24 protein-coding genes are annotated in these 24,168 nt (G+C 72.7%); 12 read left to right on the forward strand and 12 right to left on the reverse strand.

What is annotated here, in order from left to right; genetic code table 11:
• Positions 1 to 82: 82 nt before the first annotated feature.
• From dapB to ACIBQ8_RS13170, 4 genes are all read left to right on the forward strand, one after another.
• On the forward strand, positions 83 to 820 hold the full coding sequence (dapB, locus tag ACIBQ8_RS13155; protein ID WP_397179679.1) for a 4-hydroxy-tetrahydrodipicolinate reductase: 738 nt from the start codon (positions 83 to 85) through the stop codon (positions 818 to 820).
• A 146-nt stretch (positions 821 to 966) separates the two neighbouring features.
• Positions 967 to 1,440: a GNAT family N-acetyltransferase gene (locus ACIBQ8_RS13160; RefSeq protein WP_397179680.1), complete on the forward strand. Its 474-nt coding sequence runs from the start codon at positions 967 to 969 to the stop codon at positions 1,438 to 1,440.
• A 9-nt stretch (positions 1,441 to 1,449) separates the two neighbouring features.
• Positions 1,450 to 2,112: a TenA family protein gene (locus tag ACIBQ8_RS13165; RefSeq protein ID WP_387682064.1), complete on the forward strand. Its 663-nt coding sequence runs from the start codon at positions 1,450 to 1,452 to the stop codon at positions 2,110 to 2,112.
• Positions 2,103 to 3,638, forward strand: a complete 1,536-nt coding sequence (locus ACIBQ8_RS13170) for a PucR family transcriptional regulator (protein ID WP_397179681.1) — start codon at positions 2,103 to 2,105, stop codon at positions 3,636 to 3,638. Before ACIBQ8_RS13165 ends, ACIBQ8_RS13170 begins: the two co-directional genes overlap by 10 nt.
• Here ACIBQ8_RS13170 and ACIBQ8_RS13175 read toward each other — a convergent pair.
• Entirely contained in the window at positions 3,625 to 3,861 is a 237-nt protein-coding gene (locus tag ACIBQ8_RS13175) for a glutaredoxin domain-containing protein (RefSeq protein ID WP_397192012.1), read from the reverse strand. The two genes, ACIBQ8_RS13170 and ACIBQ8_RS13175, sit on opposite strands and share 14 nt — an antisense overlap.
• A 130-nt stretch (positions 3,862 to 3,991) precedes the next feature.
• Here ACIBQ8_RS13175 and ACIBQ8_RS13180 point away from each other — a divergent pair, with 130 nt between their 5' ends.
• The 5 genes from ACIBQ8_RS13180 to ACIBQ8_RS13200 are packed head-to-tail and all read left to right on the forward strand — an operon-like array spanning position 3,992 to position 10,989.
• Positions 3,992 to 5,614: an ABC transporter substrate-binding protein gene (locus ACIBQ8_RS13180; RefSeq protein WP_397179683.1), complete on the forward strand. Its 1,623-nt coding sequence runs from the start codon at positions 3,992 to 3,994 to the stop codon at positions 5,612 to 5,614.
• Positions 5,614 to 7,446 carry a prolyl oligopeptidase family serine peptidase gene (locus tag ACIBQ8_RS13185; RefSeq protein WP_397179684.1) on the forward strand — a complete coding sequence of 611 codons (1,833 nt, stop codon included), beginning with the start codon at positions 5,614 to 5,616 and terminating at the stop codon, positions 7,444 to 7,446. Before ACIBQ8_RS13180 ends, ACIBQ8_RS13185 begins: the two co-directional genes overlap by 1 nt.
• Positions 7,446 to 8,399 carry an ABC transporter permease gene (locus tag ACIBQ8_RS13190; RefSeq protein ID WP_397192013.1) on the forward strand — a complete coding sequence of 318 codons (954 nt, stop codon included), beginning with the start codon at positions 7,446 to 7,448 and terminating at the stop codon, positions 8,397 to 8,399. The genes ACIBQ8_RS13185 and ACIBQ8_RS13190 overlap by 1 nt, the downstream gene beginning before the upstream one ends.
• A 29-nt stretch (positions 8,400 to 8,428) precedes the next feature.
• The gene (locus ACIBQ8_RS13195) at positions 8,429 to 9,238 is read left to right on the forward strand and encodes an ABC transporter permease (RefSeq protein ID WP_364340271.1); all 810 of its coding nucleotides are present in this window, start codon (positions 8,429 to 8,431) and stop codon (positions 9,236 to 9,238) included.
• Between the two features lie 2 nt (positions 9,239 to 9,240).
• Positions 9,241 to 10,989 (forward strand): ABC transporter ATP-binding protein, encoded by a 1,749-nt coding sequence (locus tag ACIBQ8_RS13200; protein ID WP_397192240.1) that lies wholly within the window; start codon positions 9,241 to 9,243, stop codon positions 10,987 to 10,989.
• Here the strand turns inward: ACIBQ8_RS13200 and ACIBQ8_RS13205 are convergent.
• From ACIBQ8_RS13205 to ACIBQ8_RS13255, 11 genes are all read right to left on the reverse strand, one after another.
• Entirely contained in the window at positions 10,986 to 11,561 is a 576-nt protein-coding gene (locus tag ACIBQ8_RS13205; protein WP_397192014.1) for a helix-turn-helix domain-containing protein, read from the reverse strand. The two genes, ACIBQ8_RS13200 and ACIBQ8_RS13205, sit on opposite strands and share 4 nt — an antisense overlap.
• 35 nt (positions 11,562 to 11,596) lie before the next feature.
• Positions 11,597 to 12,442: an alpha/beta fold hydrolase gene (locus ACIBQ8_RS13210; protein ID WP_397192015.1), complete on the reverse strand. Its 846-nt coding sequence runs from the start codon at positions 12,440 to 12,442 to the stop codon at positions 11,597 to 11,599.
• Between the two features lie 7 nt (positions 12,443 to 12,449).
• A complete protein-coding gene (locus ACIBQ8_RS13215) occupies positions 12,450 to 13,172 on the reverse strand; it encodes a GAF and ANTAR domain-containing protein (protein WP_397179689.1) in 723 nt (240 codons plus the stop codon).
• A 101-nt stretch (positions 13,173 to 13,273) separates the two neighbouring features.
• Entirely contained in the window at positions 13,274 to 14,272 is a 999-nt protein-coding gene (locus ACIBQ8_RS13220) for an adenosine deaminase (RefSeq protein WP_387682093.1), read from the reverse strand.
• Between the two features lie 2 nt (positions 14,273 to 14,274).
• Positions 14,275 to 16,014 (reverse strand): adenine deaminase, encoded by a 1,740-nt coding sequence (locus ACIBQ8_RS13225; RefSeq protein WP_397179690.1) that lies wholly within the window; start codon positions 16,012 to 16,014, stop codon positions 14,275 to 14,277.
• Positions 16,011 to 17,360 (reverse strand): purine-cytosine permease family protein, encoded by a 1,350-nt coding sequence (locus ACIBQ8_RS13230; protein ID WP_397179691.1) that lies wholly within the window; start codon positions 17,358 to 17,360, stop codon positions 16,011 to 16,013. Before ACIBQ8_RS13230 ends, ACIBQ8_RS13225 begins: the two co-directional genes overlap by 4 nt.
• A 246-nt stretch (positions 17,361 to 17,606) precedes the next feature.
• Positions 17,607 to 18,482 (reverse strand): 1,4-dihydroxy-2-naphthoate polyprenyltransferase, encoded by an 876-nt coding sequence (locus ACIBQ8_RS13235; RefSeq protein WP_352320764.1) that lies wholly within the window; start codon positions 18,480 to 18,482, stop codon positions 17,607 to 17,609.
• 12 nt (positions 18,483 to 18,494) lie between these two features.
• Positions 18,495 to 18,983: a GNAT family N-acetyltransferase gene (locus tag ACIBQ8_RS13240; protein WP_358298391.1), complete on the reverse strand. Its 489-nt coding sequence runs from the start codon at positions 18,981 to 18,983 to the stop codon at positions 18,495 to 18,497.
• Positions 18,984 to 19,147: 164 nt separating this feature from the next.
• A complete protein-coding gene (locus ACIBQ8_RS13245) occupies positions 19,148 to 19,537 on the reverse strand; it encodes a CGNR zinc finger domain-containing protein (RefSeq protein ID WP_397192016.1) in 390 nt (129 codons plus the stop codon).
• Positions 19,534 to 19,794, reverse strand: a complete 261-nt coding sequence (locus ACIBQ8_RS13250) for a hypothetical protein (RefSeq protein ID WP_397192017.1) — start codon at positions 19,792 to 19,794, stop codon at positions 19,534 to 19,536. Before ACIBQ8_RS13250 ends, ACIBQ8_RS13245 begins: the two co-directional genes overlap by 4 nt.
• Positions 19,795 to 19,881: 87 nt before the next feature.
• Positions 19,882 to 21,285, reverse strand: a complete 1,404-nt coding sequence (locus ACIBQ8_RS13255) for a PLP-dependent aminotransferase family protein (protein ID WP_397192018.1) — start codon at positions 21,283 to 21,285, stop codon at positions 19,882 to 19,884.
• Positions 21,286 to 21,442: 157 nt separating this feature from the next.
• Between ACIBQ8_RS13255 and ACIBQ8_RS13260 the strand changes: the two genes are divergently transcribed.
• The 3 genes from ACIBQ8_RS13260 to ACIBQ8_RS13270 all read left to right on the forward strand — a co-directional run bounded on the left by ACIBQ8_RS13260 (position 21,443) and on the right by ACIBQ8_RS13270 (position 23,816).
• A complete protein-coding gene (locus tag ACIBQ8_RS13260) occupies positions 21,443 to 22,288 on the forward strand; it encodes a DMT family transporter (protein ID WP_397179694.1) in 846 nt (281 codons plus the stop codon).
• A gap of 97 nt (positions 22,289 to 22,385) precedes the next feature.
• Positions 22,386 to 23,408, forward strand: coding sequence for a hypothetical protein (locus ACIBQ8_RS13265; RefSeq protein WP_397192019.1), 1,023 nt, complete (start codon positions 22,386 to 22,388; stop codon positions 23,406 to 23,408).
• Between the two features lie 9 nt (positions 23,409 to 23,417).
• Complete coding sequence (locus ACIBQ8_RS13270; protein ID WP_397192020.1) at positions 23,418 to 23,816, forward strand: ASCH domain-containing protein; 399 nt, start codon at positions 23,418 to 23,420, stop codon at positions 23,814 to 23,816.
• Positions 23,817 to 24,168 lie beyond the last annotated feature (352 nt).

A 24,168-nucleotide genomic window follows, 5' to 3' on the forward strand; every position in this document is an offset into this window, starting at 1 on the left:
GGGAGAGCGGGATTCCGCTCTCCCCCTTCCCGCTTCCGGGGGGTGCTTGGGAGGGGGTGGCGGGCGTAATAGGGTTGGGGGCGTGATCAGGGTTGGTGTTCTGGGCGCGCGTGGTCGCGTGGGCGTCGAGGTGTGCAAGGCGGTCGAGGCGGCGGACGACCTGGAGCTGGTCGCCGCGCTCGACAAGGACGATCCCGTCGAGGGGCTCGAAGGCGCCGAGGTGGTGGTCGACTTCACCCATCCCGACGTCGTCATGGGCAACCTGGAATGGGCCATCGCCCACGGCGTGCACCCGGTGGTGGGCACCACGGGCTTCGACGCCGGCCGGCTGGAGACCGTGCGCGGGTGGCTGGAGCGTTCGCCGGGCGTCAACTGCCTGATCGCCCCCAACTTCGGCATCGCGGCCGTGCTCATGATGCACTTCGCGCAGCAGGCGGCCCGCCACTTCGAGTCCGTCGAGATCATCGAGCTGCACCACCCGAACAAGGCCGACGCCCCTTCGGGCACCGCCCGGCGTACCGCCGAGCTGGTGGCCGAGGCGCGCGGCAAGGCCGGGCTCGGCGGGATGCCCGACGCCACCAGCACCGCCCTCGACGGCGCCCGCGGCGCCGACGTCGGCGGGGTGCGCGTGCACGCGGTGCGCCTGTCCGGGCTGATCGCCCACCAGGAGGTGCTGCTCGGCGGCGACGGCGAGATCCTCACCATCCGGCACGACACGATGAGCAGGTCGGCGTTCACGCCGGGCGTGCTGCTGGGCGTGCGCCGGGTGCGCGAGCTGCCCGGCCTCACCGTGGGCCTGGAGCCCCTGCTCGACCTGTGACCGCTGCACGACGTGCCCATGACCGCATGTGACTGGGGTCATGGGCACGTCGTGAGGAGAGGGTCCCGGCTCCGCACAGCCGGGCCTACGATCATCAACACTAATACCAGCGGCGTGGTCCGCCCGAAACATGAGACCGTGTCGTCATGGTGCGATGGGCCGACCCCGGCGAGCTGGCCGGGCTGATCTCCGTGGAACTGGCCGCCGACAAGCTGTTCGAGCAGGCCGGCATAGTCTTCCCGCCGGGCACGACCATGGTCGAGGACGTGACGGACGCGACCTCGGTGCTGGTCGAGGGCGACCCGCCGGCCGGGTTCGCGATCGTCGGCCGGGTCGACGGCAACCTGCACCTCGACCAGCTCGCGGTGCACCCCGACCACATGCGGCAGGGCATCGGCGGGCGGCTGGTGGAGGCGGTGGCCGACCACGCGCGGGCGGTCGGGGCGCCGGCGGTCACGCTGACGACGTTCCGCGACGTGCCCTGGAACGCCCCCTGGTACGAGCGGCACGGCTTCGCGGTGCTGCCCGAGGCCGAGTGGGGGCCGGAGCTGCGCGCGCTGGTGGAACACGAGCGCGAGCTGGGCATCGAGGTGGCGCCGCGGGTCGTGATGCGCCGATAGCCTGGGCGGGTGAGCCGGTTTCGTGATGAGTTGTGGCAGGTCGTCGGCGGTGTGTACGACCAGATCCTGGCCCACCCGTTCCTGTCGGGGCTGACCGACGGATCCCTGCCGCGGGAGGCGTTCCGGCACTACGTGGTGCAGGAGGCGCACTTCCTGCCCGACTACGCCAGGGCGCTGGCGGCGTGCGCGGCGCGGTCGCCGGAGCCGTCCGGCGTGCAGCGTTTCGCCCGCGACGCCGCCATGACCGTCGAGGTGGAGCACAGCCTGGTGGTGGAGCTGCTGGCCGCGTTCGGGCTGGACGAGGCCGACGCGCGCAGGACGCCCGCCGGGCCCACGACGGTCGGGTACACGTCGTACCTGGTGCGCACGTGCTCGCTGGGCACGTTCCCGGAGGCGCTGGGCGCGATCGTGCCCTGCTACTGGATCTACGCCAGGGTCGGCGAGACCCTGCTCGGCCGTTCCTCGCCCGACCCGCTGTACGCCTGGTGGATCGACACCTACGGCGGCGAGGGCTACCAGGAGACCGTGGCCGGGGTGCTCGACCTGCTCGACGGGCTGGCGCCGGCCGGCGAGGAGCGGCTGCGGCTGCTCGACCGCGCGCTCACCACGGCCCGCTACGAGTGGATGTTCTGGGACGCGGCCTGGCGCCGGGAAGGCTGGCCATGCGGCTGAGGGACCTCCTCCAGGCCGGCCAGCTCGCCCTGAAGGTGCTGACCGGGCACGACCTGCTCGACCGGCGGGTCCGCGGCGTCGCCACGACCGACCTGCCCGACCCGGCCATGTTCGTCAAGGCGGGCGAGCTGGTGCTCACCGAGCTGACCTGGCACACCGGCCCGGCCTCCTCGCGCGACTTCGTCGCCAGGCTCGGGGACGTGGCGGCGCTGGTGGCCGGCACCGCGCTCAAGGTGCCGCCGGCCGACCTGATCGACGCCTGCGCCGAGGCCGGGCTGCCGCTGCTCACCCTGCCGGTGGACGTGCCGTTCAGCCAGGTCACCGAGCACGTGCTGCGGGCCCTGATCGCCGAGCTGGGCACGCCGCCGCGGCCCGCGTACGCCGCCCGCAGGCGGCTGGCCAGCACCCTGGTCGACGGCGGCAGCCTCACCAAGCTGGTCACGGCGGTGGCGGGCGAACTGGACGTGCCCTGCTGGGTGCTCTCGCCCACGGGCCGGGTGGTCGTCGGCTCCCAGCCGCTGGAGGCCGCGGCCCGGCTGCGGCTGGCGCACACGTTCCTGACCGCGCGTTTCCTGCCGGGGATGGCGACGCAGGAGGACGGCACGGCGCTGTCGGTGTTCCCGGTCAGCAAGGGGGCGCCGCACCGCATCGCCAACTGGTTCCTGGCGTACGCGGGGGAGCAGGTGCAGGGCGAGAACGAGGACCTGATCGTCGAGCTGGCCGCGCTGGTGGCGCTGGAGCGCTCGCGGCTGGAGGCGGCCCAGCGCATCGAGCGGCGGGTGCTCGACCAGCTCCTGACGCTGCTGGAGTCGGGCGACGCGGCGCTGCCCGGCGTGGTCTCGCGGCTGCACACGCTGCACGTGGAGACCGAGCACGGCCTGCTGGCCGTCGCCCTGTCGGCGCGGCTCGACGGCGGCGGCGACGAGGTCGCCGTGCCCGTCCTGGACGAGCTGCTGCGGCCGCTGGCGCCCGGCATCGTCACCGCCACCGGCCCCGCCGAGGCGGTCGCGCTCGTCCCGCTGGCGGGCAACACGGCCGACGAGCTGACGGCCCACGTGCTCAGGGGCGCGCGGACGCTGGAGGCGGGGCTCGGCCAGGGCCGCATCACGCTCGGGGTGAGCAGCGTGACGACCGGCCCGGCGGCGCTGAGCAGCCTGATCGAGGAGGCCAGGCACGCGCTCACGCTGGCCGGGCTGAGCGGCGACCGGGTCAGCGTGATCACCGGCGACGACGTCAGCTCCCACCGCACGCTGCTGGCCGCCATCCCGGGGGAGTTGCGGCGGGCGTTCCGGTCGCGGCTGCTGGGGCGGCTGGAGTCGTACGACGCGGCCAACCAGACGGACCTGCTGGAGACGTTGCAGGCGTACCTGGAGGAGTCGGGCTCGTGGGCGGCCACGGCCGAGCGCCTGCACGTGCACGTCAACACGCTGCGCTACCGGCTGCGCCGGATCGAGGAGCTGACCGGCAGGTCGCTCAACTCCTGGGACGAGCGGGTCGACTTCATGCTGGCGCTCAGGATGCGCTGAGCCGCGCCCGCACCTCCTCCACGCCGGGGTTGACCAGGGCGGAGCCGTCGGGGAAGACGACCGTGGGGATGAGCCAGGAGCCGCCGTTGAGCTCGGCGATGTGGTCGACGGCGCCGGGGGTCTCGTCCACGTCGATCTCGGTGTACGGGATGCCGGCGCGGGAGAGCTGCGCTTTCAGCCGGTGGCAGTGACCGCACCAGGGAGCGCTGTACACGGTGATCATGTATTCCCGATTCGTTAGGTGGGTTTGACTGGTGGCGCAGGCGCCGAATACTCTCATGTGCCAACTGGAGTTTACCGGTAGACACTGCAGCTAGGCGGGTTGACCGGTCGTGTGAAAGTAGGGTCCCCCCGTGACCGATCTGCCTGTCTCCCGGCGTTCTGTCCTACGGTCCGCCGCCTTCGCGGGGGCGCTCGCCGTGCTGCCCGGCCTGCTGTCGGCGTGCGGGCCGGCCGAGCAGGAGGCGGGGACGGCCGCCAAGAAGAGCCTCGACGTCCTGCGCGTCGCGCTGCCCTCCTCCATCGGGTCGCTGGACGCGGCCAAGGAGGCGGGCATCATGAACTACGTCGTCGCCCTCCTCGTGCAGGAGTCCCTGGTCGGCGTCGGCCCGGACGGCAGCCTCCAGCCGTCCCTGGCCGAGTCCTGGGCCAGGAAGGACGCCACCACCTACGTCTACAAGCTGCGTCCCGGCGTGACCTTCTCCGACGGCAGCCCGCTCACCGCCGCCGACGTGGTCGCCAGCCTGAACCTGCACGCCAAGAAGGGCTCGACCACCGCCTTCGCCTACGCCTACGCCAACGTGGACACGATCGAGGCCACCGGCGACGCCGAGGTGACGATCACGCTCAAGAGCCCCGACGCGGCGTTCGCGTGGGTGCCCACGCCCGGCACACTGCTGGTGACCAGCGCGAAGTTCATCGAGGCCACCGGCGAGCGCATCGGCACGCCGGAGGGCAAGCTGCTGGGGACGGGGCCGTACAAGGTGGCCGAGTTCGCCCCCGACTCGCACGTCACGCTGGAGCGCAACGACGCCTACCGGGGCGGCAGGCCGGCCTTCCGGCAGATCAGGATCGACTTCATCCCCGAGGAGTCCACGCGGCTGCTGGCCATGCGCGGCGACAACGTGGACGTCGCGCTCAACGTGCCCGCCGAGCAGATCGACCAGTGGAAGGCGGTGCCCGGCGCGCAGGTGCTGACCGCCGCCGACCGTTCGCTGGTCACGCTGGCCTTCAACACGGCCAAGAAGCCCTGGGACGACGTGCACGTGCGCAGGGCCGTCGCCCACGCCGTGGACCGGGACGGCATCGTCAAAAGCGTGCTGCGCGGCCACGGCAAGGTCGCCACCGCCATCCCCGACCCGGCCCAGTGGGGCGGCGTGCTGGACGAGGCCGGGGTCGCCGCCCTGTACGCGTCCATCCCCCAGTACGGCTTCGACCTGGCCCAGGCCAAGGCCGAGCTGGCGAAGTCGGCCACGCCGCAGGGGTTCGCCGACACGCTCACCTACCCGAGCAGCGGCCCGCAGCTCGGGCGGGCGGCGCTCACCCTGGCCGAGAACCTCAAGACCATCGGCATCACGCTGGAGGTCAAGGAGGTGCCGCTCGAACAGTGGATCGCCGACCTCGGCAAGCACGGCTCCGGCGTCTACCTCGGCTGGTACTTCGCCACCACCGGCGACCCCGCCGAGTACGTCCAGCAGCTCCTGCACGGCGGCGCCACCGGCCAGAACGGCACCAACATCGCCGAGTACGACAACGCCGAGGTGACCGGCCTGCTGGACAAGGCCAAGGCGGGCACCGACGACGCCGCCCGGGGCAAGCTGCTCGGCCAGGCGCTGGTCAGGGCGGCGGCGGACGTGCCGTACCAGCCGCTGTGGTGGGGCGAGGCGGCCACCGCGTTCGGCAGGGCGGTCGCCGCCGAGGGCTTCGGGCCCTACTTCTTCGTCGGCCCGTGGGCGACGAAGGTGGCCGCACGCTGATGACCGACCCCATTCAGGTGCACCAGGCGCTGGCCGGGATGCGCTATCCCGAGTCGGTGTCGCTGCATCCCGGCGGCGACCGCGTCGCCTGCGTGATCGACGGCGTCGCGCACGTCGTCGGGCTCGACGGCGCCATGGAGGCCGCGGGCGAGTGCCACGGCCCGGTCCGCTGGCTGCCCGACGGGCGGCTGCTGCGCACGCCGTCGCCGTCCGAGCTGGCCGTCGACGGCTGGCGGGCCCGCGTGGACGGCGAGATCGAGGACCTGATCCCCGGCGAGGACGGCACCGTCCTGGTCCGGCTGGCCGACCCCGGCAGCGAGCGCGACGGCAGCCACCTGGGCCTGCGCGTAGACGACCCGTCCGACCCGTTCGTCCTGACGCCGGGCGGACGGCTGCGCCGCCTGGCCTGGTTCGAGATCGGCGACGACCGTCCCCGCGAGCTCGCGCTGCCCGGCCTGACCGTGTGGGACGCCGACTGGCGCGGCCGCCGCGCCCTGGCCGTGACCTCGGAGGACGAGACGCCCGCCGGGTACTACCGCCCCCGGCTCGACCTGGTCGAAGACGGCGAGGTGCGCACGTTGCACCGCACGTCCTGGCAGCTCGCCCGGCCCCGGCTGGCCCCGGGCGGACGGGCCGCCGTGGTGGTCGAGGGGCTGTCGATCGTCTCGGGCCGCGTCCTGCGGGCCGACCTGGTCACGGGGGAGGTCGCCTACCTGGGCGACCTGGACGACGTCACCGACCTCGGCTGGCTGGACGACGACACCCTGTGGTTCACCGGCTGGTCGGGCACCGGCGTGCACGGCGGGGTGCTCAGCGCCGCCGACGGCCGCGTGCTGAGCCGCTGGACGGCCCGGGGCACGCTGGGCGGCCGCGACGGCCAGCCCTCGCTGTCCGTGGACCGCACCGGCACGGTGGCCGCGGCCTGCTGGGAGAGCCCCGAGCAGCCTCCCGAGGTCGCCGTGGCCGTCCTGCGGGAGGGCGGCTGGCGTCCGGTCACCGCGCTCAACGCCGGGCTGGCCGGGCTGGCGGCACACCAGGAGGAGATCACCTGGACGGGCCGCGACGGCCTGCCGGTCAGCGGCCTGCTGCTCACCACCCCCGGCGCCGGAGAGGGCCCCAGGCCGCTGGTCGTCATGGTGCACGGCGGGCCCACCTGGTTGTGGTCCAGCTCGTTCGCGCCCGCCGAGTCCAACCAGCTCGCCCTGCCGCTGGCGCACGCCGGCGCCGCCGTCCTGCTGCCGAACCCCAGAGGCAGCAGCGGCCGCGGCCAGGACTACGCCCGCGCGGTCATCGGCCAGGTCGGCGCGGCGGACCTGGACGACGTGCTGGCCGGCGTGGACCACCTGGTCGCCGCGGGTGTCGCCGACCCCGGCCGGACCGCGGTCATGGGCCTGAGCTACGGCGGCTACCTGACCGCCTGGGCCGTCACCCGCACGAACCGCTTCCGTGCCGCCGTCGTCATGTCCGGCGTGAGCGACTGGCTGAGCTTCTCCACCGCCAGCAACCTCGCGGGCGGCTTCGACCCGCTCTACCACGACGGCGCCGACCCGGCCACCGGCGAGGGACGCGAACGCCTGGCCGCCCGCTCACCCGTGCACCACGCCGCCCAGGCCGCCAGGGCCGGCACCCCGACCCTGATCCTGCACGGCGAACGCGACCGCACCACCCCTCCCGGCCAGGCGGAACAGCTCTATCGTGCCTGGTCGGCGGCGGGCCTGAGCACTCAGCTCGTCCTCTACCCTCGGGAGGGTCACGAGCTGGTCGAGCCCGCCCACCGCAGGGACGCGGCGGAGCGCGTGATCGGCTGGCTGACCGGGGGCGGGGTGTTGTGATGGGCTGGGCCGGGTTCCTGCTGCGCAGGTCCGCGGGCACCGCGGCCGTCGTGCTGCTGCTGTCGGCCGGCGTGTTCGGCCTGCTCTACCTGGCCCCGGGCGACATCCAGCAGACCCTGCTCGGCACCCGCCCGGCCACCGCCGACACGATCGCCGCCCTGCGGGGCCGCTACCACCTCGACGACCCCGTCGCCGTCCAGTACCTGCGCTGGCTCGGCGGCGTGCTCGGCGGCGACCTCGGCACCTCCATCAGGACCGGCCAGCCGGTCGCCGCGATGCTCGGCGAACGCCTGCCGCGCACGCTCGTCCTGACCGGCTACGGCACGCTCCTGGCCGCGCTGGCGGGCCTGCCGCTCGGCGTGCTGGGCGCGCTGCGCAAGGGCCGGGCGAGCGACCAGCTGGTGGTGACCGCCGGGGTGGTGGGGCTGAGCGCGCCGCCGTTCGCGGTCGGCCTGCTGCTGCTCGTGGTGTTCGCGCTCGGGCTCGGCTGGTTCCCCGTCTACGGCACGGGGGAGGGGCTCGCGAGCGAGTTGTGGCACCTGACGCTGCCCGCCGTCGCGCTGGCGGCCGGGGCGGCCGGGATGCTGCTGCGCTTCAGCAGGGCCGCGCTCGTCCGCGAGCTCGACCAGGACTACGTGGTCTTCGCCCGCGCCCGCGGCCTGAGCGCGCCCGTCGTGCTCGGCTACGCCATGCGCAACTCGCTGGTGCCCGTCCTGACCGCGGCCGGGCTCGTCGTCACCGGCATGCTGGCCGGGACCGTGCTGGTGGAGGTCACGTTCGCGCTGCCGGGGCTCGGGTCGCTGCTGGTCGACTCGGTCACCTTCAAGGACGTGCCGGTGGTGCAGGCGCTCGCGCTGCTGCTCACCCTGCTGATCGCCGCCGTCAACCTGCTGGTGGACGTCGCCTACTCGGTGGCCGACCCGCGCGTGCGGCTCGGCGGGGGCGCGTCGTGACCGCGGCGGCCCGTACGCGCGGGCGTGCCGTGATCCGCCGGTTCCCGATCGCCGTGCCGCTGGCGCTGGCCGTGCTCGTGGTCGTCGTGGCCGCCGCCGCGTTCGCGCCCTGGCTGGTCCCCGGCGCCACCGCGCAGGACCTGATGACCGGCATCTCCATGCCCGGCCCCGGCCACCCGCTGGGCACCGACGACCTGGGCCGCGACGTGCTGAGCCTGCTCGTCGCGGGGGCCCGCACCGCCGTGCCGGGGGCGTTCGCCGTGGCCGCCGGGTCCATGCTGATCGGCAACCTGCTCGGCCTGGCCGCCGGGTACTTCGGCGGCTGGACCGACACCCTGGTCATGCGCTGGGCCGACCTGATGTTCTCGCTGCCCGCGCTGCTGGTCGCGATCGTCGTGGCGGGCGTGCTCGGCGGCGGTTACGGCCTGGCCGTCGCCGTGCTGGTGGTGCTGTTCGCGCCCACCGACACGCGCGTGGTGCGCGGCGCCGTCCTGGAGCAGCGGCACCGGCCCTACGTCGAGGCGGCCCTGCTCAAGAACCTGTCGTCCTGGCGGATCATGACCCGGCACATCTGGCCGAACATCGTCCCGGTCAGCCTGGCCTCTGCCTTCCTGAACTTCGCCTTCGCCCTGGTCTCGCTGTCGTCGTTGTCGTTCCTCGGCCTGGGCGTGCCGGCCGGATCGCCCGACTGGGGCCGCACGCTGGCCGACAACCGCACCCAGCTGCTGGCCAACCCGTGGGCGGTCATCGCGCCCGGCCTGGCCGTGATCGTCACCGCCGCCGCGCTCAACCTGGTGGGCGACTGGCTGCACGAACGTTTCGAGCGGAGGGCCCGGTGACCATGCTGCGGGTGGCCGACCTGACCGTACGGCAGCCGGACACCGGCCGTACGCTGCTGTCGCAGGTGTCCTTCGAGGTCGCCGCCGGCGAGTCGGTGGCGATCGTGGGCGAGTCCGGCTCGGGCAAGTCGCTGACCGTCCGCGCGCTGCTCGGGCTGCTGCCCGCCGGGCTGGAGTCCACCGGCCTGGTCGAGATCGACGGACGGCGGGTCGACGACGACCCCAGGGCCAGGCGGCGCCAGCGCGGCGGCACGGTCTCGCTGCTCATGCAGGACCCGTTCACGCTGCTCAACCCCCTGCGCAGGGCCGGCAGGCAGATCGCCGACGGCCTGCCGGACGGCGCCGACGCCGAGACCGAGGTGCCGCGGCTGCTGGCCGAGGTGGGCCTGCCGGGCGAGGTGGCGGGCCGCTACCCGTTCCAGCTCTCCGGCGGCATGCGCCAGCGGGTGGGCCTGGCCTGCGCGCTGGCCGCCGCGCCGCGGATCCTGCTGGCCGACGAGCCGACCACCGCCCTCGACGCCACCACGCAGCGCGAGGTCCTCGCCCTCATCCGCCGCATCCAGCGCGAACGCGACATGACGTTCCTGCTCATCACCCACGACCTGCGGCTGGCGTTCTCGATGTGCGACCGGGTCGTGGTCATGTACGCGGGCCGGGTCATGGAGGTCGGGCGCGCCGCCGAGCTGCGCAAGGAACAGCGGCATCCGTACACGCGGGCGCTGCTGGCCGCCGAGCCGCCCGCCGACCGGCGGCTGCCGGTCATCCCGTCCGTGCCGGGCTCGGTGCCGGCCCACGACGCGGTGGCCGGGCGCTGCGGGTTCGCCGACCGGTGCGCGCACGCGGGGGAGGAGTGCCGGGCGGGCGTCCCCGCCCTGGTGCCGGTGCCGGGCGCGCAGGTCCGCCTGTCGGCCTGCCTACGGGCCGCCGCGCTGCCCGCGGCGCCGCCGCCCCCGCCGGGCGTGCCGTCGCCGCCGCGGACCTCCGCCGCGCCGCTGCTGGCGGTGACGGGCCTGCGGAAGACGTACGCGGGCGGGTCGCGGCCGGCCCTGGCCGGGGTGGACCTGACCGTGGCGCCGGGCGAGGTCGTGGCCGTCGTCGGCGAGTCGGGGTCGGGCAAGACCACGCTGGCCCGCTGCGTCACCGGCCTGGAACGCCCCGACGCGGGCGTCGTCACCCTCGACGGGCTCGACTGCTCCGACCCCGCCCGCATGTCCCGCCAGGCGGTGCGCCAGGCCCGCCGGATGGCGCAGATGATCTTCCAGGACCCGTACTCGACGCTCAACCCGGCGCGTACCGTCGGCGCGACGCTCAAGGAGGCGCTCGCCGCCGACGGACGCCCCACGGACGTCGCCGCGCTGCTGCGCCTGGTCGGCCTCGACCCCGCACTCGCCCGCAAGCGCCCGGCCGGCCTGTCGGGCGGCGAGCGGCAGCGCGTGGCCATCGCGCGGGCCGTGGCCGGCGAGCCCCGCCTGCTGGTCTGCGACGAGCCCGTCTCCGCCCTCGACGTCTCCGTGCAGGCGCAGGTGCTCACCCTGCTCGCCGGGCTCAAGGAACGCCTGGGCATGGGCCTGCTGTTCATCACCCATGACCTGGCCGTCGTCCGCCAGCTCGCCGACCGCCTGTACGTGCTGCGGGCCGGCGAATGCGTCGAGACCGGCGACGTGGACCGCGTGCTGGACGCCCCCGCCCACCCCTACACCCGCGAACTGCTGGCCAGCGTGCCCGACGGAAGCAGCCGCTGGCCCGGCTAGTCGTAGGAGATCAGCGTGAGCATCCGGCAGCCGCGCTCGCCGGTGGAGTAGACGTGGTCGACCTCGGCCCCGAACCGCACCGCGTCGCCCTCGCCCAGCCGCACCGACCACGTGTCGCTCTCGACCGTCACCTCGCCGGACACCACGTAGGCGTGCTCCACGGACCCCTCGCCGTGGGCGCTCCTGGCGCTGCGCGTCAGCGGCGGCAGCTCGCCCTCGGCCAGCTCGAACCGGCGCCGGTCGGCTGCGGCGAACAGGCCGCGCACGGTCGTGTCGCCCACCGCCACCGGCCGGCCCTCGCTCCTGCGCAGCACCTCGGGCTCGGCGAGCCGGGTACGGGTCAGCTCGGCGAAGGTGAGCTCCAGCGCCCCAGCCAGCCGGGTCAGCACCTCGATCGTCGGATTGGCCACGCCGCGCTCGATCTGCGAGATCAGCGCCTTGCTCACCCCGGTCAGCTCGGCCAGCTCGCGGACGCTGAACCCCCGGGCCAGCCGCGTGCGCCGCAGGTTGCCCGCCAGCGCGCCGCGCACCCCGGCGGCCTGCCCGTTGGTGACCGCGAGTTCCTGCCGCACGTGGTGAGTCCTTCCTGTCCCGGCGTCCACCCCCATCATGCCCTGCGCGTCAGGCCGCGTCGTCCGGCGAGCTCGTCCAGGAAGCCGGAGACCGCGGCGACGAACGCGCCCGGGTCGTCCACCCACGGGAAGTGCCCGGCGCCGGGCAGCGTCACCAGCGTGGCGTCGCGGAACAGGGCGGCGAAGGGCCGCGCGTAGAGGCGGCAGGGGTGGACGTCCAGGTCGCCGGTCAGCAGCAGCGCGGACGCGTCGAGCGCGGCCAGCCCGGCCCTGACCTCCTCGGGCGTCACGGGGGACGGCGCGTAGAAGCCGTCCGCCGCGGCCTCGCCGCACTCCTCCTCGGCACGGGCGGAATGGGCCGCGGCGCGCTCGGTCCAGGGGCCGTAGAAGAACCGGTGGCGCTCCAGGCCCTCGTCCGCCAGGAACTCCGCCAGGGCGGCGGCGTACCACGGCTCGTGCGCGCGCAGCTCCAGACCGGCCTGCCAGTCCTCCTCCGTCGGGACGAGGCCGACGGCGACCGGCGAGGGCGCGACCAGGCACAGCGACCTCAGGCGGGCCGGATGCAGCCCGGCGTACCGGACGGCCACGTTCGCGCCCGCCGAGTGCGCCAGCAGGTCCATGCGGTCCAGCCCCAGGTGCTCACGCAGCGCCTCGACGTCCTCGGCCAGCCGGTCCCACCGGTACGTCCCGGGGTCGGCCGGGATGGCGGAGTCGCCGGTGCCCCGGCCGTCCAGCCGGATCAGCCGCCGGGGCAGGCCGCCGAGGTCGCCCAGGTAGACGGAGGCGCGTCCCGGGCCGCCGGGCACGCACACCAGCGGCTCGCCCGTCCCGTACGCGTGGTAGGCCAGCTCGGTCCCGTCGTGGGCGAGAAAGGAGGGCATGGGGCGATTATGCCGGGTACCCCTGGTCGTCGGACGGCGGATCCTCGAACCGCGGACGCTGCGGCGGGCCGCCGCTCACCGACCGGACGATCGTCGCCGCGACGTGGTGCACCTTGAGATTGCGGTCCTGGGAGACGTTGCGCAGCAGCTCGAACGCCCGGTCCGCGGTGCAGTGACGCTGCGCCATGACGATCCCGATCGCCTGGTCGATGACCGGACGGGTGCCGAGCGCCTCCTTCAGCTGCGCCGACACCTCCCGCGTACGGGCCGCGCCGATCGCCACGTCGAACAGCACGCCGATCGTCGCGGCGCTCACCTGCGCGGCGACGTGCGTCGGCGCGGCGAAGCCGCCCGCACCCGCCGAGTAGAGGTTGAGCGTGCCCAGCAGCCGTCCCTGGGAGGTCAGCGGCTCGGCATGCAGGCTGAGGATGCCGTGCGGCTGCGGGCAGAAGGAGCCCCAGCGGGCGTCGCCGGCCGCCAGACCGGCCGCCGTGACCGCGCGCCCCGCCTCGATCGCGTCGAAGCTCGGCCCCCGCCCGGCCGCCGACTGCATGCCGTCGAGCATCCCGGCGCGGGCGTGCGCGCACGCCGCCGAACGGATGCTGCGTTCGGTGCACAACGTCACGCTGACCAGCGGAGAGTCGGGCATCGCACGGGCGGCGATGACGACGCTCCGCGCCAGTGCCCGTTCGAACTCGTCGATTCCGGCCGGAACAGCGGTCCTGTTCAACAAATCCCTCGCGCTCGGCTGCGGCTCACGCCTGCGACCAGACAGCCTGCCCCTCCAGCGGGGTTCTAAGCGGGCCCCGCCGGAGGTTTTCCCGGGACCCCTCAGGCGAGGTAGGCGTCGACCTCGGCCAGGTAGGCGTCCTTCAGGTGGCGCGGCAGCCAGGTGATCTCGAACGCGTTGCGCTCCAGCCGGGCCAGCTCCTCCCGGGTGAGCTGCAGCTCCTCCTGCAGCGCCACCAGGTTCTCGCCCACGTACCCGTTGAAGTACGCCGGGTCGTCGGAGTTGATCGTCACCCGCACGCCGAGCTCCATGAGCTTGCGGATGCCCTCGGCCTTCATGGAGTCGGTGACGTACCCGTTGGAGATCGGGCAGCAGGTCAGGCCGATGCCGCGGGCCAGCACCAGGTCCACCAGCCGCTGGTCCTCCAGGATGTTGACGCCGTGGTCGATCCGGTCGACGCCGATGTCCTCGATCGCCTGCCGGATGTGCTCGATCGAGTTGTCCTGGTCGACGTCGCAGTGCATGGTCAGCAGGTAGCCCTCCTGGCGGGCCCGCTCGTACACGGCGGCGAACTTGGCCGGCGGGTTGCCCTTCTCGTCGGAGTCCAGGCCGATGCCGACGATCCACTCCTTGTACGGCAGCGACTCCAGCAGCGTCGCCATCGCGTACTCGGCCTGGAAGTCGCGCAGGAAGCACATGATGAGCTGGGCCCGCACGCCGAGCTGCCGGTCGGCGTCGATCAGCGCCCGCCGCAGCCCGCGGATCACCACGTCGAACGGCACCCCGCGCGAGGTGTGCGCCTGCGGGTCGAAGAAGATCTCGGCGTAGCGCACGTTCTGCTCGGCGGCCTTGCGCAGGTAGGCCATGGCCAGGTCGTAGAAGTCGGGCTCGGTGCGCAGCACCTGCATGCCCTCGTAGTAGACCGTGAGGAAGGAGGGGAGGTCGTCGAAGGAGTAGGCGGCCCGCATCTCCTCGACCGACGTGTAGGGCAGCGCGATGCCGTTGCGCCGGGCCAGGTCGAACTTGAGCTCCGGCTCCAGCGTGCCCTCGATGTGCAGGTGCAGCTCGCACTTGGGGAGACCGGCGATGAAGTCCTTCATGATCAAACCTCCGTGAGGATGGGGTCGACGACCTCGAGCCGTACGCAGTCGACCAGCCCGAGGTCGGTGACGGCGTAGTCGGGGATCGCGGTGATCGACAGGAAGAACAGGTACATCAGCGGCGCCGGCAGCGTGCAGCCCAGCTCGCGGGCCAGGTCGTCGAGCCGCTCCTCCAGCACCGCCATCTCGGCGGCCGGCAGGTCGGAGACGATGCCGCCGACCGGCAGCGGCAGCAGCGCCCGCACCTCGCCGTCCACCACCACGGCCTGGCCGCCGCCCTGCTCGGCGACGGTGTTGACGGCCAGCGCCATGTCCTCGCGGGAGGCGCCGACGCAGATGATGTTGTTGTCGTCGGGGGCCGCGCTGGTGGCGATCGCGCCGGCCCGCAGGCCCATGCCGCTGACCATGGCGACCGGCTTGTTGCCGGTCTTGCCGTAGCGCTCGACGACCGTGACGAGCAGCGCGTCCTGCTCCACGGACGGCTCCACGACGCCGCCGGTCACCGGCAGGGTCACGTCGCGCCTCCTGCGGACGAAGACCTGCTCGGTGAAGCCGAGGGTCAGCACGGTCGCCTGCTCGCCCTCGGCACGCAGCACCAGGTCGTCCGCGGTGACCGGGGCGATCGGGAACGGCCGGACCGGGCCGCGCTCGGGGGCGGGCGTCGGCGTGACCATCCGGCCGTCGCGGGCGGCGGGCACGCCGTTCGCGATCACCTCGCGGACCCGGAAGTCGGTCAGCGAGTCGACGATCAGCACGTCCGCGAACCGGCCGGGGGACAGGCTGCCCACCAGGTGGTCGATGCGGTACATCTCCGCGCAGTTCACCGTGGCCATCTGGATCGCCGTCACCGGGTCGACCCCCGCCGCGACCGCCATCCGGACGAGCTTGTCCATGTGGCCGCCCGCCAGCACGTCGGCGGCGTGCACGTCGTCGGTGCAGAACGCCAGCCTGCGGGACCCGGCCAGGGCCACGGCCTTGATGTTCTCGTCGAGGAAGTGGGCGACGGAGGACTCGCGGATGATGCCGTACATGCCGCGGCGCAGCTTCTCCAGCATCTCCTCGTGCGAGTAGGACTCGTGGTCGAGCCGCACCCCGGCCGCCGCCAGACCGCTGATCCGGCGCGGGTCGGACAGCGGCGCGCAGCCGAACACCGGCAGCCGCCGCTCCCGAGCCAGGTCGAGGGCCTCCATGACGGCAGGATCGGAGTGTTCCACCATCTCCTGGACGGTCTCCCAGATCCCCACACATTCCGGCCATTCGTGGGCGATCCTGTGCTCAGCCGGACCGAACGGATGCCCGACGGTCGACTCCGGCACGGTGTAGGGCGCCTTGGCGGGTGCACCCCACCAGATTCGCATGCCGGTCGCCGCCGACTCGTCCAGGAAACGCCGGACGCCCGGCAGGCCCTCGGCCACGAGGATCTGGTCCAGCCCCGACACCACGCTCGTCGTGCCGAACGGCACCACCAGGTCGGCGAAGCTGGTGACCGACAGCTTGCTGCACTCGATGTGCAGGTGGCCGTCGATCAGGCCGGGGACCAGGTAGCCGCCGCGGGCGTCGATCACCTCGGTGTCCGGGCCCCGCTCCAGCGCCGGCTCGACGGCGGCGATCCGGCCGCCCACGATGCCGATCTCGGCCGGGTAGAGCTCGCCGGTCAGCACGTTGACGAGCGTGCCGTTCGCGATGATCGTGTCCGCGGGCCGCCGCCCGTACGCCACGTCCAGCAGGTCGCGGTCCATCATGCCTCCACAGTCCGTACGGCGGGCCGCGGGACGAGCAGCGCATAGGCCGCGCCCGCCACCAGGAAGCCCGCGAAGATGCTGAAGTCGCTGCCGCCCGTCGCCTGCGACAGCGGCCCGACGAAGACGGCCGAGTTGATCCACAGGGCCGCCGCCACCATGCCCAGGACCTGCGCGATGATCGCCGGCCACCGGACCTGGCCGGGCGCCTGCTCGTCGAACAGCGCCTCGGCGTCGTAGCGTCCCCTCCTGCGCAGCCAGTCGGTGATGTAGACCCCGGCCCAGGGCGCCAGCCAGATGATCAGCAGCGCGAGGAAGTTGTTGAGCATGGTGTTGAAGCTGTTCGAGGTGACCGCCACGAACGTGATGATCACGCAGAGCACGAGGTCGCCGACGACCGCCACCCAGCGCTTGACCTTGATCCCGGCCGCCTGCAGGTTCAGCCCCGAGGAGTACAGGTCGGTGGTGTTGACCGCGAACAACGACACGATCGCCAGCAGCAGGTACGGCACCACGAACCACTGCGGCAGCGCGCCCGGCAGCCCCGAGATCGGGTCGGTGTTGTCCTTGACGACGGTCGCCACGGCCGCCCCCAGCGTCATCAGCAGCACATACGGGACGAACCCGCCCAGGGCCGCGTACCCGAAGACCGCCTTCCTGGAGGAGTTCGCCGGCAGGTAGCGGGAGTAGTCGCCGCCCAGCGGCCCCCACGACAGCCCGCCCGCCGACATGATCATCGCGATCGCCATCGTGAACGTGGCGAAGTCCGCCGACCCGCCGCCGCCCCCGAGCTCCACCTTGGGCGCGATCAGGATCGCCATCAGGCCGAACAGCACCACGAACACCCAGGTGAAGTACTTCTGCGCCTTCATCACCGCGGCGTGCCCGATCAGCGGCAGCACGAGCTGGATCGCCGCCGCCACCAGGATGACCACGACCTTGAGCCCGAGCCCCTGGTCGCTCACCCCCGCCTGCTCCAGCAGCGACAGCGCCGCGAACGTGATGAGCACCATGCCGCCGGCCTCGAAGCCCACCATGTTGAGCCAGCCGAAGAAGCTGAGCACGCGGGCGCCCTTGGGGCCGTAGGCGGCCCTGGAGACCGCCATGGTGGAGGTGCCGGTGGCCGGGCCCTGCAGGCTGGTCAGGCCGACCAGCGGGAACGACAGCAGGTTGCCGATGACGATCGCGATGACCGCCTGCGTGAAGCTGAGCTGGAACGCCGCCACGATCGTGATGCCGTAGACGAGGGTGAAGATGCCCATCGTCGTCCCGGACCAGAGGAAAAGCAGGTCACGCGGGCGGCCGTACCGTTCGCCGGCCGAGACCAGTTCGATCCCGCGTTGTTCCATGGCCCCTCCTGAGGGTCGCTGGGTGTGTGCGCACACAGTGAACCGTAGGGGGGTGACCTGGTTATTTATCCGGACATACGAGCGTGCTGGGAGCCAGTTGTGCCCTGGCTACAAAGTGATCGCCAAGCCGGCCGCCGTACTGGCTCTCTACAGCGTGATCGCCGCGCCGGCCGCCGTGACCGGGTGTCTACAGCGTGACCGGGTGTCTACAGCGTGATCGCCGCGCCGGCGGCCGTGACCGGGTGTCTACAGCGTGATGGCCAAGCCGACCGCGAACAGCAGGCCGTACGCCATCTGCAGTTTGCCCGTCTGCTGCAGGACCGCGATCAGCGCCGGCCCGACGGCCTTGCCCAGCACGGTCCTGATCGGCGTGACCGCGAGCGGCGCGGCCAGCGCCGCGAGCGCCGCCCACGGCGTGACCGCGATCATCGCCAGCGCCACCACGAACGGCACCACCTGGCACAACACGTACAACGCCCGGGTGCGCTCGGCGCCGAGCACCACCGCCAGCGTGCGCTTGCCCGACGTGCCGTCCGTCTGGACGTCGCGCAGGTTGTTGACCACCAGCATCGAGCACGACAGCAACCCCACCGGGATCGAGGCCAGGAACGCCGTCCAGCTCAGCTGCTCGGTCTGCACGTACGCGGTGCCCATCACCGGGACCACGCCGAAGAACACGAAGACCGCCAGCTCGCCCAGGCCGCGGTAGCCGTAGGGCCGCTTGCCGCCGGTGTAGAACCAGGCCGCCGCGATGCACGCGACCCCCACCAGCAGGATCCACCACGCCCGCGTCACGACCACCAGCACCAGCCCGAGCACCGCCGCGACCGCGAAGCAGCCCAGCGCCGCCGTCAGGACCTGCCGGGGCGTGGCCGCCCGCGAGCCCACGAGCCGCATCGGGCCGACGCGCTGGTCGTCGGTGCCGCGGATGCCGTCGCTGTAGTCGTTGGCGTAGTTGACGCCGATCTGCAGGGACAGCGCCACGAGCAGCGCCAGGACCGCGCGCCACCAGACGAATCCGCCGTCGCCGATCGCCACGCCCGTGCCGACCATGACGGGGACTACGGCGTTGGGAAGCGTGCGCGGGCGCGCGCCCGCGATCCACTGACCGGGGGTTGCCATGCTGTCGAACCTCTAGCTGATATCCGTGGTGAGCCTGACCATGCGGATCGGACGGCCCATGTCGAGGACGCGTTCGGCCATGTCCTCGCCCCAGCCGGCCGACTCCAGGAAACCGAGCACCGCGTAGTTGTCGGCGAACACCCAGGTGACGATCTGGCGGAAGCCGTCCTCACGCAGGTAGTCGACGGTGGCGTTGAGCAGGCGGCTGCCGTGGCCGCGGCGCACGAAGTCGGGATCGACCAGCAGCGTCAGCATCTCGGCGACCCTGCTGGGATCCAGGTCGGGATCCTCGGCGGGGGCGTGCGAGGCCAGCCCCACCACCCGCTCGCCGCCGCGCGGGGTCGTCAGCGCCGCGCTGCCGCCCGCACCCAGCGCGGGGAAACCCTCGGTGTCGAGGATGGTCTCCACCGCGACCAGCACCCGGCACGAGGGGCCGGGCGGGGCGACGATCGCCTCGTCCCACTGACGCAGCCACATCTTCTCGGCCGCCGGCCCCGTCATCTGCTCGAGTGGGCCTTCCGGGAGGAACTCCCGATATCCGTAGCGCCAGGCGCGGATCTGAGTATTCGCAACCTGGAGAACATCCTCGCGCCGGGCCGCCCGGACGCCTACGTCTGCCATCTCGGCCCGCTCCTTCGCCTGCCGTTCGTGCCACAAGGCACGAGTTACACCGTATCGGTGTTTGAGCCTTGGAGACGACGCGAACCCCGCTTCCGCGCCCGGTAAGCGCGTGTCTTGCTGTTGTCACCGCATACCCGCATCGACCACCACGACCCCGAACGATTCCCTAGCCTGTCGACCAACACATCCCCTCCACCCGGGGCGACTCCCCGCTCCAACACCCACCAAGGGCCTTCGGCCGGGATGGCTCGCCGTTCCAACGGCGTCCGATGGCCTTCGTCTGGGATGGCTCGCCCCTCCAACGGCCTCCGCCCGCCTTCGTCTACCTCCGCCCGCCTCCCCTTACGTCCGCCCGCCTCGGTCGCCTCCGTATATTTCCGCCCTCCGTTACCTTCGCCCGCCTCGGTCGACCTCTGCCCGCCTCCGCCTGTCACCGTTCGCTCCCAGCGCGCGCTTCTCCGCGCTGTCGGCCCGCGTGGCGTCCGCGCGTGTTGATCAGCGCCCGCCGACTGCGGTGACGGCCGATACGGCGGCGGTCGCGGCCGTCCGCGCCGCCCATCACCGCCCGCCCCTTCCGCGCGTCCATCCGCCCGCCCTTCCGCCTACCCCTTTCGCCCCGCCGTTTCCGCGCGTCGATCCGCGCGTCGATCCGCGCGTCGATCCGCGCGTCGATCCGCGTGGCGATCGGCATCCGCTGACGGCGGTGGCAGCGGGGCCGATGCGGCGGCGGCCGGGCGCGCCCCCGTCGCCCCTGCCGGCGCCCCTGCCGGGCCCCCGATCACCGGGCCTGTGCGTCCAGTGCCTGCCCGAGCCTCCGTACCCCCTCCACCAGCACCGTCAGGTTGGCGGCGGCCATGTGCGTCACCCTGATCCGCGGCCCCGGCGGCTCCGACGGGTAGTACATCCGCCCAGGGCTCACCAGCGTCCCGTACCGCCTCGCCGTCTCGACCAGGGCGTTCTCGTCCACCTCCGCGGGCAGCCGCAACCACAGGTGCAGGCCGCCGATCGGCATCAGATGCACCTCCGCCCCGGGCACGTGGACCGCCAGCGCCGCGGCGAGCGCGTCCCGCCTGGTCGCGATCTCGGCGTGCACGGTGTGCAGATGCCTGCCCCACGCCGCCGAGCCCACGAACTCCAGCGCCGTCTCCTGCAGCGGCCGCGCCACGAAGAACGACTCGACGAGCTGACTGGCCCGCAGCCGGTGCGCGGCCGGCCCGCGTGCCACGACCGCGGCCACCCGCAGGCTGGGCGACAGGATCTTGGTCAGCGAGCCCACGTTGACGACCGTGCCGTGCGCGTCCATGGAGGCCAGCGACGGGGGAGCGGCGGGGGACAGGTAGCGGGCGTAGTCGTCCTCGATCACGAACGCCCCCGCCGCCCTGGCCACCTCCAGCACCTGCGCGCGCCGCTCCAGAGGCAACGTCGCGCCGGTGGGGTTGTGCAGGGTGGGCTGGCAGAAGAACACCCGCGCGCCGGTGACGGCGAACGCCTCGGCGAGCAGATCCGGCCGTACGCCGTCGCGGTCCATCGGCACGGCCGTCGCCCGCAGCCCGGCCGCCTTGGCCGCCGCCAGCGCCCCGGGATAGGTGGGCGTCTCGACCAGCACCGGCGTCCCGGGGGCCGCCAGTGCCCTGAACGCGTGCGTCAGCGCCGCCTGGCCGCCGCTGACGATCAGCGCGTCCGCCGCCGTCACGTCGCCCCCGGCCTGACGGGCGAACCAGCCGCGCAACTCGTGCAGGCCGGTCAACGGCGGCGTCGCCCAGACGTCCGGACGGCGCACCGCCCGCGCGGCAGCCGCCGCGAGCTGCCTGTCCGGCCTCAGCCCCGGGTTCAGGTAGCCGCCGGTCAGCGGCACCACCTCCTCGGACGGCTGCGCCAGCAGCGCCGCCACCGGCCCGTCGTCCACCACCCGGTCGCCGAGGGCGACCGTCTGCCAGGACAGGTCCAGAGGGTCCTGACCGCGCACGACCTGCCGCGGCGCCACGAACGCCCCGCTTCCCGGACGCGACACCACCCGCCCCTCGGCGGCGAGCTGGCCGATGGCGCGCGAGACCGTCACTGGGCTGACGTTGTGCCGCCGCATGATCTCCCGGCTGGACGGAAGCCGCGCACCTGGCCCGAGCCGGGCAGCCTCTTCACGCAGTATCGCCGCAATCTGGGCGATACTGCTATCGTTGGTCATGAAAGACAAGGATAGCGCTACCGCCCAAAACCGAGTAGCACCTCCTGCCGCCCCCACACGAACCCCCACCGGCTCTCCCGCCACCGGCGGCACCGCCACCCTCAGCGACGCCCGGACAGGAACCGGCGGAGCCACCGCCCGCGCCCGCCAAGGGACGATGCTGGCCTTCCTGGGCGTCCTGGCCTTCTCCGGCAGCTTCCCCGGCACCGTCTACGCGATGCGCGGCTTCGACCCCTGGCTCGTCGCCATCGGCCGCGCCGCCGTAGCCGGCGTCATCGCCCTGGTCTGCCTCAAGGCCGCCCGCCTGCCCCTCCTCCCGCCGCGCCGCCACTGGCCCTCCTACGCCGTGATCTCCCTGGGCGTGGTCTTCGGCTTCCCGGTGTTCAGCAGCCTCGCCCTCGACCTGGGCGCCAGCACCTCCCACGCCGCCGTCGTCATTGCCCTGCTCCCCGCCGCGACCGCCGCCTGCGCCGTCGTACGGGCCGGCGAACGCCCCCGCCCCCTGTTCTGGGCCGCCTGCGCCGCCGGCGCCGCCGCGATCATCGCCTTCACCCTCACCCGCGGCCAGGCCGGCGCCGCCTGGCCGGACCTGCTCCTGGTCGGCGCCCTCCTGTCAGCCGCGCTCGGCTACACCGAAGGCGGCCGCCTGACCAGGACGACCCCCGGCTGGCAGGTGATCAGCCACGCCCTCGTCCTCTCCCTCCCGCTGACCGCCGTGATCACCGCGGTCCTGGCCCTCACCACCCCCATCACGCCGACCGCCCCCGCCCTGGCCGGCTTCGCCTACGTGGCGCTGATCTCGATGTTCCTCGGCTTCATCCCCTGGTACGCCGGTCTGGCCAGAGGCGGCATCGCCAGAGCCGGCCAGACCCAGCTGGCGCAGCCGCTGCTGACCCTCATCTGGGCCTGGGTCCTGATGGGCGAACGTTTCGGCCCGGCGACCGTGGCCGCCGCACTCGCCGTCCTGGCCTGCGTCGCCGTCACGCAGCGCACCCGCTCGTAGGGGGAAAGCCCTGGCACGACGACGTACGCACCGGGCCGCGGCGATGCTTGCATGGCGTGACGCCGCCACGCAGGATGGCAGGGGAGGTGTCACAGCCATGGCGGACCTCACGATCCCGGAAGGCGGCTTCTGGCCCGCGCCGGAGATCCCGCAGCCCAACATCTATCCGATGGAATGGCGCGTGGAGACCGAGAAACTCGCGGCCATCTACGAGAAGTCCAAGCGCAAACTCTGGAACCCGGCCGACCTCCCATGGGACGGCCTCAACCCCGACGACTTCACCCGCGAACAGCGCCTGGGCATCATGTACTGGTTCGCCGTCCTCGCCAATTTCGACGCCTCGGGCCCGGCCGTGTTCGCCCGCGCAACCATCCAGGCTTTCGAGAAACACGAGGAAGACCCCGTCAGGAAGTGCTTCTTCTCCATCACCCGCGACGAGATGAACCACGAGGAGTGCTGCCAGCGCACCATAGCCCGGCTGTGGCCCGGCGGCCCCCTGAACTGGACCCCCGAAGACGATCTCGAAAAAGCCGCCCACAACAACATCGGCTGGCTCTACCACAACGGCGGCCGCTACTGGACCGGCTACACCAGCGCCGTCGGAAGATACTCGCTGCCGGTCCTGTTCACGAGCTTCATGATGGGCGAGATGGCCGCGTCCACGCTGTTCAGAGGCATGGCCACGGGCACCCGGCATCCGGTCTTCGGCGAGATGTTCCAACGCATCGGCCTCGACGAGTCCCGCCACCTGCAAATCTGCATGACCATTCTGGAAAACGAATGGCCGGGCCTCACCGAGGAGACCCGCAGCCTCATCACCCGCCAGCTGCGGGCCGGTTTCGTGTTCCTCTCCATGATTCTCTGGGAGCCGCCGGAAGGTTTCTGGGAACTCCCGCCGTACTTCCTCGACAACCACCGCGTCCTGATGAACCACGCCAGGGAAGCGGGCCTGGGCGTGCTCTCGTACGAGGAACAGAAGGAGAACTGGCGCGTGGCCATGGCGAAGGTCCGCGCGATCGTCGAACGATGGGGCATCGCCTTCCCCGCCATTCCCGAACTGGACCTGGAAGGCGTCGAGGTGAACGTCATCGACCCGGAGGAGATCATCCCCGTCTTCTAGGATGCGCGCATGTGGCCCCGCATCGACGGACGCAGAGTCCTCGCCCTAGGCACGCCCGGCAAGGTGCGTACCCTGCTGACCGACCTCACCCTCTCAGGCGCGAAGACCGCCACCGCCGGTCTCCTGCCCCTCGACTACGAGGCGGAGGGCGAAGAGGTCGAACACGTCGGCGAACACCTGATCCTCGTGGACGACGCCGGCGAGAAGGCCGCCACCATCGAGATCACCTCAGTGGCGCTGGTGCCGTTCGCCGAGGTGCCGTGGGAGTTCGCCGAAGCGGAAGGCGAAGGATTCACCTCGATCCAGCACTGGCGCGAAGTCCACCAACGCTACTGGTCATCCCTGGGCCACGAGGTGAACGACACCTCCACAATCGTCTGCCTCCACTACCGCCTACTCCCCACATAACCCCCGGGCCCAGAACAACCAGCCCCCGTAACGAGCCAACCCCCGCGCAACCACCCCAGCCGCACTACCCCCAAGCCCTCGCCACCCCCTGGGGGAGAGCAGCCATCAACCACCGCTACTCACCCTGCGACCACGCCCTTGGGGCAAGCATCCACTCCCGGCTAACCATTCATTCACTCCGGGCCGAGCATCCACTCCCGGCCAGGTATCCGCCCCTCAGGTACGCATTCGCGGGCCGCCTGAAGAGGAACCCTGCCGAAAAGGCGAGCCAACCCGCCCACCGTCACTCCCGCACCGACACCCTCAGCGAACCACCCCACCCAGCTCCCGCAAACTTCCGCCTCCGTCGTCC

The sequence above is a fragment of the Nonomuraea sp. NPDC049646 genome (assembly GCF_044465525.1).
In the GTDB taxonomy this organism is placed as follows: Bacteria; Actinomycetota; Actinomycetes; order Streptosporangiales; family Streptosporangiaceae; genus Nonomuraea.

Excerpts from the sequence above, each read along its gene's own strand:
- ACIBQ8_RS13160 (WP_397179680.1), top strand. The coding sequence starts at position 967 with ATGGTGCGATGGGCCGACCCCGGCGAGCTGGCCGGGCTGATCTCCGTG.
- ACIBQ8_RS13170 (WP_397179681.1), top strand. The coding sequence starts at position 2,103 with ATGCGGCTGAGGGACCTCCTCCAGGCCGGCCAGCTCGCCCTGAAGGTG.
- ACIBQ8_RS13175 (WP_397192012.1), bottom strand. The coding sequence starts at position 3,861 with ATGATCACCGTGTACAGCGCTCCCTGGTGCGGTCACTGCCACCGGCTG.
- ACIBQ8_RS13185 (WP_397179684.1), top strand. The coding sequence starts at position 5,614 with ATGACCGACCCCATTCAGGTGCACCAGGCGCTGGCCGGGATGCGCTAT.
- ACIBQ8_RS13190 (WP_397192013.1), top strand. The coding sequence starts at position 7,446 with ATGGGCTGGGCCGGGTTCCTGCTGCGCAGGTCCGCGGGCACCGCGGCC.
- ACIBQ8_RS13200 (WP_397192240.1), top strand. The coding sequence starts at position 9,241 with ATGCTGCGGGTGGCCGACCTGACCGTACGGCAGCCGGACACCGGCCGT.
- ACIBQ8_RS13210 (WP_397192015.1), bottom strand. The coding sequence starts at position 12,442 with ATGCCCTCCTTTCTCGCCCACGACGGGACCGAGCTGGCCTACCACGCG.
- ACIBQ8_RS13220 (WP_387682093.1), bottom strand. The coding sequence starts at position 14,272 with ATGAAGGACTTCATCGCCGGTCTCCCCAAGTGCGAGCTGCACCTGCAC.
- ACIBQ8_RS13225 (WP_397179690.1), bottom strand. The coding sequence starts at position 16,014 with ATGATGGACCGCGACCTGCTGGACGTGGCGTACGGGCGGCGGCCCGCG.
- ACIBQ8_RS13230 (WP_397179691.1), bottom strand. The coding sequence starts at position 17,360 with ATGGAACAACGCGGGATCGAACTGGTCTCGGCCGGCGAACGGTACGGC.
- ACIBQ8_RS13235 (WP_352320764.1), bottom strand. The coding sequence starts at position 18,482 with ATGGCAACCCCCGGTCAGTGGATCGCGGGCGCGCGCCCGCGCACGCTT.
- ACIBQ8_RS13240 (WP_358298391.1), bottom strand. The coding sequence starts at position 18,983 with ATGACGGGGCCGGCGGCCGAGAAGATGTGGCTGCGTCAGTGGGACGAG.
- ACIBQ8_RS13250 (WP_397192017.1), bottom strand. The coding sequence starts at position 19,794 with ATGCCGATCGCCACGCGGATCGACGCGCGGATCGACGCGCGGATCGAC.
- ACIBQ8_RS13255 (WP_397192018.1), bottom strand. The coding sequence starts at position 21,285 with ATGACCAACGATAGCAGTATCGCCCAGATTGCGGCGATACTGCGTGAA.
- ACIBQ8_RS13260 (WP_397179694.1), top strand. The coding sequence starts at position 21,443 with ATGCTGGCCTTCCTGGGCGTCCTGGCCTTCTCCGGCAGCTTCCCCGGC.
- ACIBQ8_RS13265 (WP_397192019.1), top strand. The coding sequence starts at position 22,386 with ATGGCGGACCTCACGATCCCGGAAGGCGGCTTCTGGCCCGCGCCGGAG.
- ACIBQ8_RS13270 (WP_397192020.1), top strand. The coding sequence starts at position 23,418 with ATGTGGCCCCGCATCGACGGACGCAGAGTCCTCGCCCTAGGCACGCCC.